We start from the raw sequence: 13,425 nt of genomic DNA on the forward strand, positions 1-13,425 counted from the left end.
GCTAGGCTGGGCCCGGTCACCGCAGGCACAACCCACATGAGGAGCATGGCGTGGCGCTCATCGAGCAGGTAGGCGCTCGCGAGATTCTGGACTCGCGAGGCAACCCGACGGTCGAAGTGGAGGTGGCTCTCGACGACGGCACGCTGGCGCGGGCCGCGGTCCCCTCGGGTGCGTCCACCGGCGAACACGAAGCCGTCGAGCTGCGTGACGGCGACACCGGCCGGTACAACGGCAAGGGTGTCGAGCGCGCGGTCGCGGCCGTCCTGGACGAGATCGGCCCGGACCTGGTCGGCACCGACGCCGTCGACCAGCGCATCGTCGACCAGAAGCTGGTCGACCTCGACGGCACGCCGGCGAAGTCCCGCCTCGGCGCGAACGCCATCCTGGGTGTTTCGCTCGCCGTCGCGAAGGCCGCCGCGGAGTCGGCCGAGCTGGAGCTCTTCCGCTACCTCGGCGGGCCGAACGCGCACGTGCTGCCGGTGCCGATGCTGAACATCCTCAACGGTGGTGCGCACGCCGACACCGATGTCGACATCCAGGAATTCATGATCGCGCCGATCGGCGCCGAGTCGTTCCGCGAAGCCCTGCGCTGGGGCACCGAGGTCTACCACTCGCTGAAGTCGGTCCTGAAGGGCCGCGGCCTGGCGACCGGCCTCGGTGACGAAGGCGGCTTCGCGCCCAGCCTGAAGAACAACCGCGAAGCGCTCGACCTGATCCTTCAGGCGATCGAGAAGGCCGGGTACGCCCCGGGCCGCGACGTCGCGCTCGCGCTCGACGTCGCCGCGACGGAGTTCTTCTCCGACGGCGCGTACACGTTCGAAGGCGCGAAGAAGAGCGCCGAGCAGATGTCCGCCTACTACGGCGAGCTCGTCCGCGACTACCCGCTCGTGTCCATCGAGGACCCGCTGAGCGAGGACGACTGGGACGGCTGGGTCCAGCTGACCACCGAGATCGGCGAGAAGGTCCAGCTGGTCGGCGACGACCTGTTCGTCACCAACCCGGACCGCCTCGAGGAGGGCATCACCCGCCGCGCCGCCAACGCGCTGCTGGTGAAGGTCAACCAGATCGGCACGCTGTCGGAGACCCTCGACGCGATCTCGCTGGCCACCTCCTACGGCTACAAGTCGATGATGAGCCACCGGTCCGGCGAGACCGAGGACACCTTCATCGCCGACCTCGCCGTCGCGACCGGTGTCGGCCAGATCAAGACCGGCGCCCCGGCGCGCGGCGAGCGGATCGCCAAGTACAACCAGCTGCTCCGCATCGAGGAGACCCTCGCCGACGCGGCTCGCTACGCCGGCGACCTCGCGTTCCCGCGGTTCAGCGCCGAGGGATAACGAACGATGGCGGACCGGGGGAGGGCGCGGACGACCCGCCGTGGCGGCGGGCGCGTGAGCGGTGGTGGCTCCAGCAGGGGCCGCCGGCCGGAGCGTGCCCGTCGCACGACGACGACGGAGGTCCGCGCCCGAACCCGGCTGCGCCGCAGCCTGGCGGCGAAACGGGCATCGGGTGCCGCGAAGGTGCTCGGCATGTCCACCACCCGCCGGGCCGCGGTGGTGGCGATCGTGGTGTGCGCGCTCGCGTTCACCATCGCCGTCCCGCTGCGCACGTACCTCAGCCAGAAGTCCGAAGTGAACGAACAGCAGCAGCTGCAGTCCGAACTGCAGCGCAGCGTCACCCAGCTGGAAGGCCGCAAGGCCGAGCTGAGCGACCCGGCGCAGATCGAGGCCGAGGCCCGCAAACGGTTCGGTTTCGTGAAGCCCGGCGAGACGCCGTACATCGTGCAGCTCCCCGAGGACAAGGCGCCCGAGCAGGGACAGCCGCAAGGTCAGCAGCCGGTGCCCGCGGGCTCCTGGTACGAGAAGCTGTGGGATCAGGTCGCGGGCGGCTGAAGCGCTCCCTTTAGCCTTAGGGGTGTGAACAGCACGGAAAAGTCTTCCTTCGAGCCCGTGACCGACGCCGACCGCGAGATCATCGCGGAACAGCTCGGCCGGGTACCCCGTGCGCTGCGCGCCGTCGCCGCGCGCTGCCCGAGCGGCCACCCGTCGGTCGTGCAGACCAGCCCCCGCCTCGACGACGGCACGCCGTTCCCCACGCTCTACTACTTGACCTGCCCGAAGCTGACGTCGATGGTCGGCACGCTCGAAGCGTCCGGGCTGATGAAGGAGATGACCGACCGGCTCGCGGAGGACCCCGAGCTGGCGGCCGCCTACCAGCGGACCCACGAGAGCTACCTCGCCGAACGCGACGCCATCGACTCGCTCGGGCACGAGGTCAGCGCGGGCGGGATGCCCGGCCGCGTCAAATGCCTGCACGTCCACCTCGCGCACACGCTCGCCGTCGGCCCCGGCGTGAACCCGTTCGGCGACGAGACCCTCGCGTTGTTGAAGGCGAACGGATGGCCATCGGGCGACTGCCAGGGGTAACACCGGCCGCTGGTGTACAGATAGTTCCTCCAGGCGGGTTAATTCACCCGATGTCGGCCAACTGGTCGTCCTCAATGGGGTGAAACCGGTCACCGCATGCGGCAGGCTGGGTGCCAGTCTTGGGTTTGTCGGGGTGGGTTTACCGGATCGCCGAGTCGTGATCCGCCGGGAGGGGTTCAGGGGTATGCGCGTGAGGCAGGTGCCAGGCGCGGTCTCCGGTCATGTCCGGAGACTCTGTCTCCGGCACCGCACGATCGCCGCGGTGACCGGAGGTGTCCTCGCCATCGTCCCGGCCGGTGCCGCGGTCGTCGGTACCGGCAGCTGGGCCGCGACGGCGAGCACGATCCACACCGACAACGTCGCCCTCGTCGGCGGCTACGACCCCAAGAACCCGCTGGTCCAGCAGATCGGTGTCGACGGCAGCCTGCCGAACGAGCCGACCCCGCTCCCGCTCCCCGCGGACGAACTCCCCAACGGACCGCTCGGCATCCCGGTCACCGCGCTCGCCGCGTACCGCAACGCCGCCGACATCCTCATCGCCGAACAGCCCGGCTGCCACATCGACTGGGCGCTGATCGCGAGTATCGGCCGCATCGAGTCCAACCACGCGCGCGGCGGTTACGTCGACGCGAAGGGCAACACTCTCGAACCGATCCTGGGCCCGCAGCTCAACGGCGCCGGCCCGTTCGCGGCCATCCCGGACACAGACGGCGGGAAGTTCGACGGCGACACGGTCTGGGACCGCGCCGTCGGCCCGACGCAGTTCATCCCGTCGACCTGGGCCCGCTACGCCTCCGACGGCAACGGCGACGGCGAATCCAATCCGAACAACATCTTCGACGCGGCGCTGGGCACGGGCCGGTACCTGTGCTCCGGCGGTCTCGATCTGTCGAAGCCGGATCAGTTGCGCGCGGCCGTGTTCCGCTACAACAACTCGGACACCTACGTGAACACCGTGCTGATCTGGGCCGAGGCCTACCGCACGGGGGTGCTGCCGACACCGGACAGCAAGGTGCCCATCGGCGCGCCGAACGCCGGTGCCGCTCCGCCGCCCGTGTCGGTGCCGCCGCCTCCGGTGCCGTCGACACCACCCGGTTCGGTGACGCCGCCGCCGTCGACCTCGCTGCCGCCGAGCAATTCGGGTTCGTCGTCGTCGAAGCCGGGAACCACCTCGAATACGCCGACTCCTCCGACGTCGACCACACCGACCTGTACCTCGTCGACTACCCCGCCATCGTCGAGCACGTCGCCCACTTCGACTCCGACATTGCCGCCCTGCGGGGAGCCGTCGGGGACCGGAACGTCGACGCCGGTCAGTGACGGTGTCAATCCCACTTGATCGGCGTTGTCTAAGCTCGGGGCATGCCTCGTGTTGCCGCGATCGACTGTGGGACCAACTCCATCCGCCTGCTCGTCGCCGAGCTGACCCCCCGCCACGACGGGACGGTCGACCTGCGCGACCTGCACCGTGAGATGCGGATCGTCCGCCTCGGCCAGGGTGTGGACGCCACCGGCAAGTTGGCGCCCGAGGCGCTCGAACGCACCCGCAAGGCGCTGGCCGATTACACGATCGCCGCGCGCCGCAAGGGTGTCGAGAAGGTCCGCATGGTCGCGACGTCCGCGACCCGTGACGCGAGCAACCGCGACGAGTTCTTCGCGATGACGCGCGAGGTGCTCGGCACCGAGGCCGAGGTCATCAGCGGCGACGAAGAGGCGCGCCTTTCCTTCACCGGCGCAGTCGGTGAGCAGGATCCCGACGACGGTCCCTTCGTGGTGGTCGACGTCGGCGGCGGTTCGACCGAACTCGTGGTCGGCACCTGGGACGGCCGCCAGGCCGAGGTCATCGCGGCCAAGTCGGTCGACATCGGCTGTGTGCGGATCACCGAACGCGCGCTGAAGTCGGACCCGCCGACCGCGGCCGAAATCGCCGAAGCCCGCGAGCTGGCCGCGAAGGTGCTCACTGAGGCCTTCGACGTCGTGGACGTGTCCACCGCCAAGACGTGGATCGGCGTCGCCGGGACGGTCACGACCCTGACGGCCGTGGCGCAGGGCCTGTCGGAGTACGACTCCGAGCGCACGCACCTTTCGAAGCTCTCCCACGCCGACATCGACCGGGTCGCGCAGTCGCTTCTCACGGCCGACCACGCCACCCGCGCCGCGAACCCGGTGATCCACCCGGGCCGGGTCGACGTGATCGGCGGCGGCTCGGTGATCGTGCAGGTGCTGGCGGAGCAGTTCGCCACGCGCGGTGGTCCCGACGAGCTGGTGATCTCCGAGCACGACATCCTCGACGGGATCGCGCTGTCCTTGGCTTGACAGCCGGGTTTTCTCTTACGTGAAGCCATTTCTTTAGGTGATCAAGTGGTGACCTCCAGCCAGGATTGGGCCATTCGGCGCAGCGTCGTTCCTACCAACGTTGTGCTCTAACCGGGTGGTCCGGGAGACCGTCACACATTTGCAACACCAACGCACTGTGATCGCCTTCACCTGTCCCATAGCGTCGTCTCACCTTCTGGGCGGTAGGGCGCGACCAGCGCCCGCCGACAATCCGACGACGAGAGTTGGAGGGGACATGCGGGCTTCACGCGGGTTCTGGGGAGCGACGGCGGTGGTGGCCACGGCGGCCCTGCTGCTGACGGCCTGTGGGGGTGGTGGGTCCGGTGAGAACAAGGGATCCGGCGCCACCGACGCCAACGCGTCGGTTTCGGTCTACGGCACCGAGCCGGAGAACTCGCTGATTCCCGCCAACACCAACGAGCTCGGCGGGTCCAAGGCCCTCAAGCCGGTCTTCTCGGCGCTGGTCGGCTACAAATCCGACACCGCCGAGCCGTACAACCTGATGGCCGAATCGATCAACACGACCGATTCCAAGGTCTTCGACATCAAGATCAAAAAGGGCTGGAAGTTCCACGACGGGACCGAGGTCAAGGCCAAGAACTTCGTCGACGCCTGGAACTACAGCGCGAACGGCAAGAACGGCATGCAGAACGCGTCGTTCTTCGAGCAGATCCAGGGCTACGACGAGATCAGCGCCAAGGAACCGGCCGTCAAGGAGATGTCCGGGCTCAAGGTCGTGAACGACTACGAGTTCCAGGTCACCCTCAAGGGCCCGTTCTCGGTGTTCGCCACCAAGATCGGTTACCTCGCCTTCGCGCCGCTGCCGGACAAGTTCTTCGCCGACCCGGAGGCGTTCGCCAAGGCCCCGATCGGCAACGGCCCGCTGAAGTTCGTTTCGCGCACGCCCAACCAGAACATGAAGCTCACGCGGTACGACGAGTACCAGGGCGAGGACAAGGTCAAGTTCAAGGACCTGGAAGTCCGCATCTACACCAGCCAGGAGACCGCGTACCAGGATCTGCTGAGCAACCGCCTCGACTTCATGGAGGCGCTCCCGCCCGCGGCGAAGGCCGGCGGCAAGTACAAGACCGACCTCGGTGAGCGTCTGGTCGAAGGGAAGCTGCTCGGCATCAGCGCGCTCGCCCTTCCGTACTACGTCCCGGGTTACAACAACCTCGACCTGCGCAAGGCGATCTCGCTGGCCATCGACCGCGAGCAGATCGTCAAGACCGTCATGAACGACACCTACGCGCCCGCCGACGGCTACGTGTCGCGCGGTATCGAGGGCTACCGGCCCGGTGTCTGCGGCGAGTTCTGCAAGTTCGATCCGGTGAAGGCCAAGGAGTTCTTCGCGAAGTCCGGGTTCACCGGCAAGCTGACCATCGCCTCGAACGCCGACGGTGGCCGCAAGGAGCCGCTGGTCGCGGCGTGCAACAGCATCAAGAACGCGCTCGGCGTCGAATGCGACTTCGTGCCGGCGACCGACTTCGGGCAGTGGCGCAGCATCGTCAACAACCGCCAGCTGACCGGCATGGGCCGCTCTGACTGGTCCGCCGACTACCCGTCGATCGAGAACTACCTGAACCCGCGCTACAAGAGCACCGGTTCGTCGAACGACTCCACGTACAACAACCCGGCCGTCGACGCGCTGCTGACCCAGGCGGACCAGACCGCCGACAAGGCGGCCGCGATCAAGCTGTACCAGCAGGCCGAGGACCTGATCGCGAAGGATCTGCCGCAGATCCCCGTGTGGGAAGAGAAGGGTGTCGGCGGCAAGTCGAACCGGCTCAAGGTCGCGAAGCTCGACTTCGGTCGTCTCGCGGACTACTCGTCCATCGAGGTCGCGGCGAAGTAATCGCGTGGTCGTGCCGGCCGGGAGCGCACCGCTCCCGGCCGGCCGGACCCACGGCTCCCACCACGCGATCCCCAGGACGGCACGCCCATGCCCCAGTACATCCTTCGACGACTACTTCAACTCATCCCGGTCTTCTTCGGCACGACGTTCCTCATCTACGCCCTCGTGTGGGCGGTGCCCGGTGACCCGTTCGCCGGCAAATGCGGCCAGGTCGCCTGCCCGCCCGCCTACATCGAGATGATGACGGCGAAGTTCAACCTCGACGATTCGATCTTCGTCCAGTACTTCAAATACCTCGGCAACCTGTTCACCGGCGACTGGGGCGAGACCTTCAACGGTGTCTCGGTCGGCGAGCTGATCGGCAACGCCTATCCGGTGACCGTCCGGCTCGCCCTCATCGCGGTGGCCATCGAAGCGATCATCGGCCTGTCCGCCGGCATCCTGACCGGCCTGCGCGGCAAGGGTTTCCTCGACAACCTCGTGCTGATGTCCACCACGTTCCTGATCTCGATCCCGGTGTTCGTCACCGCGATCGTGCTGCAGATCGTCCTCGGTTCGGAACTGGGCATCATCGACGCGAGCGTGTCCGAGGACGCCACGATCGGCGAACTGATCGTGCCCGGAATCGCGCTCGGCAGCCTTTCCATGGCCTACATAGCCCGGCTGACCAGAACGAGCATCGCGGAGAACCGGCACGCCGACTACGTCCGCACGGCCGTCGCGAAAGGACAGCCGCGCAGCCGGGTCGTCGGTGTGCACCTGCTCCGGAACTCGGTGATCCCGGTGCTGACCTTCATCGGCACCGACATCGGCGCGCTCATGGGCGGGGCCATCGTCACCGAAGGCGTGTTCAACATCAACGGCATCGGCGGGCTCATCTTCCGCGGTATCCAGAACCGGGAGGGCGCCACCGTCACCGGCGTCGTCGTCCTGCTGGTGATGGTCTACCTGCTGGTGAGTCTCATCGTCGACCTGCTCTACGCCGTTCTCGACCCGAGGATCCGTTATGACTGACCCCAATGTGGCCGGCGGGGTGTCCTCTGTGGACGTCGCGAGCGCCGGTGTCGCCGACGATTCCGCGGTGGCGCACAAACCGCGCAGTCTCGGCGGCGACGCCTGGCGGATGCTGCGCAAGCGGCCGTCGTTCATCATCTCCGCCGTCATCATCGCGCTCGTCGTGCTCATCGCGATCGCGCCGGACCTGTTCAGTTCCCGGCCCGCCGGGTTCAGCGATCTGCTCCACGCCAACGAAGGACCGTCCGCGGACGCCTGGTTCGGTTACGACAACCAGGGTTACGACGTCTACGCGCGGACCATCCACGGCGCGCGGGCGTCGCTGCTGGTCGGTGTCTTCGCGACGATCCTGACGATCCTGATCGGCTCGGTGGTCGGGATCGTCGCCGGGTACTACGGCCGTCTCGTCGACAGCCTGTTCTCGCGGGTGGGCGACATCTTCGCGGCGCTGCCGTTCGTGCTCGGCGCGATCGTCATCCTGACCACGTTCAACGCGCCCGGCTCGAATCCCGGCGTGGTCACCATCATCGTGCAGGTGGTCGTCTCGATCGCCGCGCTGAGCTGGCCGGTGGCGATGCGCATCATGCGGTCGGCGACGCTGGTGGCCAAACAGCTCGACTACGTCAAGGCCGCGCGTGGTCTCGGCGCGAGCACGCCGCGCATCGTGTTCCGGCATCTGCTGCCCAACACGGTCGCGCCGGTGCTGGTCTACGGGACCATCGCGCTCGGCGCGTTCATCGGCGCGGAAGCGACACTGGCGTATCTCGGTGTCGGCGTACGGCCGCCGGTCGTCTCGTGGGGCGTGATGATCAGCGACGCGCGGGACTACTTCCGGGTGAATCCGCACATGCTGTTGTTCCCCGCCGGGTTCGTGACCATCACCGTGCTCGCTTTCGTCATGCTCGGTGACGGGATCCGCGACGCGCTCGACCCGAAGGCCCGGTGATCGGCCGTGACCGACGAATTGCTGCTGGAAGTGGAAGACCTCCACGTCGAATTCCGCACCTCCGACGGGGTCGCGACCGTGCTCAACGGGGTCGACTACTCCGTGCACGCAGGGGAAACCCTTGCCGTGCTGGGCGAATCGGGCTCCGGTAAAAGTGTCACGGCGCAGACGGTGATGGGCATTCTCGACAGTCCGCCCGCCGTCGTCACCGGTGGTGCCGTCCGGTACCGCGGTGAGGATCTGCTCACCGCCACCGAAGAGCGGCGGCGTGAAGTGCGGGGCGGGGAGATCGCGATGATCTTCCAGGACGCGCTGTCGGCGCTGAATCCCGTGTTCACCGTGGGCTTCCAGATCGAGGAACAGCTGCGGGTGCGGCTCGGTATGTCCAAAAAGGATGCGCGCAAACGGGCGATCGAACTGCTCGACATCGTGCGCATCCCGGCGGCCGCCCGCCGGGTCCGCGAGTATCCGCACCAGTTCTCCGGCGGGATGCGGCAGCGCGCGATGATCGCCATGTCGCTCGCGCTCGACCCGGATCTGCTGATCGCGGACGAACCGACGACCGCGCTCGACGTCACCGTGCAGGCCCAGATCATGGACCTGCTGGCGGAGATCCAGGCCGAACGGCGGATGGGGCTGATCCTGATCACCCACGACCTGGCGGTGGTCGCCGAGGTCGCCGACCGGATCGCCGTGATGTACGCGGGCCGGATCGTCGAACAGGCCGACGTCACCGAGTTGTTCCGCTCGCCGGGGCATCCCTACACCGAGGCGCTGATGGCCTCGCTGCCGCGGCTCGACCTCAAAGGACAGACGCTGGAGACCATCAAGGGCCTGCCGCCGAGCCTGCTGAACGTGCCGCCCGGCTGCCCGTTCCATCCGCGCTGCCCACGGGCGGAAAGCCGGTGCGAGACCGAACGGCCCGCCCTGCACAGTCTCGGTTTCGGCCGGGTCAGCGCCTGCCACTTCGCCGACGAGGTGGTGAGCGGCCGTGTCTGAGCCCATTCTGCGGGTCGAGAACCTGGTGAAGTATTTCCCGGTGCGGGCGGGGATCCTCTTCAAACGCACCATCGGGCACGTGAAGGCCGTCGACGGTGTCTCTTTCGACCTGATGCCGGGGGAAACACTCGGCGTCGTGGGGGAGTCCGGCTGTGGCAAGTCCACGCTGGCCCAGGTGCTGATGCGGCTGGAGGAACCCACGGGCGGGCTCGCGACCTTCGAAGGCCGCGACATCTTCGCGTTGCGGGGAGCGGAACTGCGGAGGCTGCGGCGCGAGATCCAGATCGTGCTGCAGGATCCGTACACTTCGCTGAACCCGAGGATGACGGTCGGCGACATCATCGGCGAACCCTTCGAAATCCACACCGAGGTGGCGCCGAAGGGGTCGCGGGCGGCGAAGGTGCGGGAGCTGCTCGACGTCGTCGGGTTGAACCCCGAGCACATCAACCGCTATCCGCACCAATTCTCCGGCGGGCAGCGTCAGCGCATCGGGATCGCGCGGGCGCTGGCGTTGCGGCCGAAGGTCATCATCTGCGACGAACCCGTTTCCGCGCTGGACGTTTCGATCCAGGCGCAGGTGATGAACCTGCTCGGTGAACTGCAGAAGGAATTCGGCCTTTCCTATGTGTTCATCGCACACGATCTGTCCGTTGTGCGTCACCTTTCCACGCGGGTCGCGGTGATGTATCTCGGCAAGATCGTGGAAATGGGGACGGAAGAGGAGATCTACGAACATCCGTCGCATCCCTATACGCAGGCGCTGCTGTCCGCGGTGCCGGTCGCGGATCCGGCGTTACGCGGGCAGCGGCAGGTGATCCGCCTGGAAGGCGACGTTCCGAGCCCGCTGGATCCGCCGTCCGGCTGCCGGTTCCGCACGCGATGCTGGAAGGCGCAGGACATTTGCGCGGATCAGGAACCCGAATTGATCACCCGGTCCGGTGGGCATTTGTCCGCCTGTCATTTCGCGGAGGAGAAAACCGTCGTCCCCTGACTTTCGTAGGGACTTCGTTGATACGTGATGGACAGCTGACGTAGTTTGCACGAATAGCATTCTTCAGGAGGCAGGAAGTGAAAAAGCCAAGATCTCTCGTGATCGCGCTCGCGGTACCGCTGTTCGGTGCAATCGTGGCCGCGCCGACGGCTTCCGCGCAGCCGCAGCTTTCCGGTGCGGCGACCGAATTCTCCGTACTGGCCCGTGAAGGCCAGAGCGTGGCCTCGGTGGAAAGGGCGATCCGCGCCGCTGGGGGCACCGTCGTGACGAGCAACGCCGCGGTCGGCCTGATCACCGCGACCGCGCCCGCCAACGGTTTCGCCGAGCGGGTCTCCGCGGACCGCGCGGTTTTCGGTGCCGCCAAGGCGAAGGCGATCGGTACCGCGCCGAAGCAGGGCAAGGCGAAGGTCAAGCCGGGTGTCGTCGAGAAGGAAGGCCGCGGCGCCGCGTCGGCCAAGAAGCAGGTCGAAGCGAAGACCGTCGGCATGGACCCGCTCGACGATCAGCTCTGGGGACTCAAATCCGTCCGGTCGGACCTTTCGCGTACCAAGCAGCCGGGTGACAAGCGGGTGAAGGTCGGCGTCATCGACACCGGCGTCGACGGCAGCCACCCGGACATCGCGCCGAACTTCGACCGCGCCGCGTCGCGGAACTTCACGAAGGACATCGTCTCCGACGTGAACGGCGGCGTCGTCGACGGACCGTGTGAGTTCCGCGGCTGTGTCGACCCGGTTGACCACGACGACAACGGCCACGGCACGCACGTCGCCGGCACCATCGGCGCCGCCGCGAACGGTTTCGGTGTCTCGGGCGTCGCCCCGAACGTGACGCTGGTGAACCTTCGCGCCGGGCAGGACTCGGGCTTCTTCTTCCTGCAGCCGACCGTGGACGCGATCACCTACGCCGGCGACGCCGGTGTGGACGTCGTGAACATGAGCTTCTTCACGGACCCCTGGCTGTACAACTGCACCGCGAACCCGGCGGACACGCCCGAGCAGCAGGCCGAGCAGCGCACCATCATCGAGGCGACCACCCGCGCGCTGAACTACGCGCACCGCAAGGGTGTCACCCAGGTGGTCTCGCTGGGCAACCAGCACAGCGACCTGGCCGCCCCGCAGCCGGACGCGTCGAGCCCGGGCTACCCGTCGAACAGCACGCACCCGCGGCAGATCGACAACGCGAGCTGCCTCTCGCTGCCCATCGAAGGCCCGCACACGATCGGCGTCTCGTCCTTCGGCCCGTCGCAGGCGAAGGCGGACTACTCGAACTACGGGACCGAGCAGATCTCGGTTTCCGCGCCCGGTGGCTACTTCCGTGACTACTACGGCACTCCGTGGTTCCGCACGGTCGAGAACCAGATCCTCTCGACCTACCCGCGCAACGTCGGTGTCGCCGAAGGCATGATCGACGCGGACGGGAACGTCACCCCCGACGGTGTCACCGCCGGTGTCAAGAAGGCGACCGCCGCTGACGGCCGCGTCGGCTACTACCAGTGGCTGCAGGGGACGTCGATGGCGTCGCCGCACGCGACGGGTGTCGCGGCGCTGATCGTTTCGCAGTACGGCAAGGGTTCGCGCGATTTCGGGATGAACCCGGACGCCGTGCAGCGGGTGCTCGAGGGCACGGCTTCGGACATCGCCTGCCCGACGCCGCGGACCGTCGACTACCTGAAGGAAGGCCGGGACGCGTCGTTCACCGCGACCTGCACCGGTGACGCTTCGTTCAACGGCTTCTACGGTCACGGTGCCGTTGACGCCTGGTCGGCCGTGACGCGCGGTTCGGAGTTCCTGCGCGGCTGATCTTCGGTCTCTAGAGTGCTATGAAAGGTCCTTTCCTTGCAAAATTTGCAAGGAAAGGACCTTTCATAGCATGTGCGGGGGTGGATCGTTAGGCGGCTCGATCGGTGCGGACCACAGTGACATCAGGTCTCGGGCGTCGCGCCGCTGCGTCGGCCGCGGCACGGAGTTCGGCGATGACCTTCTCCGGTTCGTCGCGAATCCGAGACGGCAAGGTCTGGACGACGATGATCCCCGCAGCCGCATAGCGATTGTTGCGGTGAAGGGTCTTCCGGTAGACGTCCCTGCCGAAGTGGAAGGCATACGAATCGACTTCCCATGCCATGCCGAGCTCGTCGCACCATGAATCCGGCTTGCCGATGTAGTTGCCGAAGGCGTCGTAGATCTTGACGTTCCGCTCGGCAGGCGGCAGTCCCGCTTTCTTCCAGATCGCGAGCGATGCCGCTTCAGGGACGGACTTGACATCGGCGGCGAGCTCTCGGAGCACGGCGCGAGGGAGAGCTGTTCCTCGCCTGCTGCCGGATTCGAGCTCGGCGCTCAACTCGTCCACTGTGCAGAGGCCTGTCTCGATGGCTTCGATGAGCAGAGCGCGAACCGGGTCGAGATCTCGGATGCGCCTTACGCCATCCAAGACGGCTCGAGCCGGTGCCGCCAGCGGTACCCCTTCGATCACGCGGCGTTCCGGCATCGCGATCGTTCGTTCGATGATCGCGAACTTGACGCTTCGCACCTTGCGCTGTTGTGGAATGAGTACATGGACGGTCCCATGAGGGCCGGACTGCCGTAGTCCGTATCGTCGTGCGGCCTCGAAGCCGGTGATGATTCCCCTGGAGTCAGTGAGCATCAGCGCGGCTTCTACTCGTTGCCGCGCGCTTGGCTGCTCTTTCGAGAGAAGGACGATGCCTGGTAGCAGGTGAGTCCACCGTCCACCAGGCTGACATCTTCGATACGACGTGCTTTGCGTGACCCCGAGTTGCTCCAGGGTCGCCACGCGGATGACGCCGTGTCGACTGTGTTGACGTAGGTATGAGTCCGTTTGTGGAGCTCGTGATAGGTACATG

Annotated in this window: 12 protein-coding genes; 11 read left to right on the top strand and 1 reads right to left on the bottom strand. The window is 67.0% G+C overall.

The genetic code is table 11. The features are described from left to right. Positions 1–50: 50 nt before the first annotated feature. The 11 genes from eno (at position 51) to AJAP_RS04200 (ending at position 12,367) form a co-directional block, all read left to right on the top strand. Positions 51–1,337, top strand: coding sequence for a phosphopyruvate hydratase (gene eno / locus AJAP_RS04150; RefSeq protein WP_038508280.1), 1,287 nt, complete (start codon positions 51–53; stop codon positions 1,335–1,337). Positions 1,338–1,529: 192 nt separating this feature from the next. After that, positions 1,530–1,892 carry an FtsB family cell division protein gene (locus AJAP_RS04155; RefSeq protein ID WP_123799156.1) on the top strand — a complete coding sequence of 121 codons (363 nt, stop codon included), beginning with the start codon at positions 1,530–1,532 and terminating at the stop codon, positions 1,890–1,892. Positions 1,893–1,916: 24 nt separating this feature from the next. After that, on the top strand, positions 1,917–2,426 hold the full coding sequence (locus AJAP_RS04160; protein WP_038508282.1) for a DUF501 domain-containing protein: 510 nt from the start codon (positions 1,917–1,919) through the stop codon (positions 2,424–2,426). Positions 2,427–2,610: 184 nt separating this feature from the next. Beyond that, positions 2,611–3,765 carry a lytic transglycosylase domain-containing protein gene (locus AJAP_RS04165; protein WP_038508283.1) on the top strand — a complete coding sequence of 385 codons (1,155 nt, stop codon included), beginning with the start codon at positions 2,611–2,613 and terminating at the stop codon, positions 3,763–3,765. Positions 3,766–3,788: 23 nt separating this feature from the next. Next, positions 3,789–4,742, top strand: a complete 954-nt coding sequence (locus AJAP_RS04170) for a Ppx/GppA phosphatase family protein (protein ID WP_037342450.1) — start codon at positions 3,789–3,791, stop codon at positions 4,740–4,742. Positions 4,743–4,998: 256 nt separating this feature from the next. Further along, positions 4,999–6,618: a peptide ABC transporter substrate-binding protein gene (locus AJAP_RS04175; RefSeq protein ID WP_016337271.1), complete on the top strand. Its 1,620-nt coding sequence runs from the start codon at positions 4,999–5,001 to the stop codon at positions 6,616–6,618. A gap of 87 nt (positions 6,619–6,705) precedes the next feature. Continuing rightward, on the top strand, positions 6,706–7,632 hold the full coding sequence (locus AJAP_RS04180; protein WP_016337270.1) for an ABC transporter permease: 927 nt from the start codon (positions 6,706–6,708) through the stop codon (positions 7,630–7,632). Beyond that, positions 7,625–8,578, top strand: coding sequence for an ABC transporter permease (locus AJAP_RS04185; RefSeq protein ID WP_038508285.1), 954 nt, complete (start codon positions 7,625–7,627; stop codon positions 8,576–8,578). The genes AJAP_RS04180 and AJAP_RS04185 overlap by 8 nt, the downstream gene beginning before the upstream one ends. Positions 8,579–8,584: 6 nt before the next feature. Continuing rightward, entirely contained in the window at positions 8,585–9,577 is a 993-nt protein-coding gene (locus tag AJAP_RS04190; RefSeq protein ID WP_038508287.1) for an ABC transporter ATP-binding protein, read from the top strand. Beyond that, complete coding sequence (locus AJAP_RS04195; protein ID WP_037340729.1) at positions 9,570–10,568, top strand: ABC transporter ATP-binding protein; 999 nt, start codon at positions 9,570–9,572, stop codon at positions 10,566–10,568. The genes AJAP_RS04190 and AJAP_RS04195 overlap by 8 nt, the downstream gene beginning before the upstream one ends. 77 nt (positions 10,569–10,645) lie before the next feature. Next, a complete protein-coding gene (locus tag AJAP_RS04200; protein ID WP_038508289.1) occupies positions 10,646–12,367 on the top strand; it encodes a S8 family serine peptidase in 1,722 nt (573 codons plus the stop codon). 88 nt (positions 12,368–12,455) lie between these two features. Here AJAP_RS04200 and AJAP_RS04205 read toward each other — a convergent pair whose 3' ends face one another. Continuing rightward, the gene (locus AJAP_RS04205) at positions 12,456–13,208 is read right to left on the bottom strand and encodes a hypothetical protein (protein ID WP_228694857.1); all 753 of its coding nucleotides are present in this window, start codon (positions 13,206–13,208) and stop codon (positions 12,456–12,458) included. Positions 13,209–13,425: the final 217 nt, after the last annotated feature.

Source organism: Amycolatopsis japonica (assembly GCF_000732925.1).
Taxonomy (GTDB): Bacteria; Actinomycetota; Actinomycetes; order Mycobacteriales; family Pseudonocardiaceae; genus Amycolatopsis; species Amycolatopsis japonica.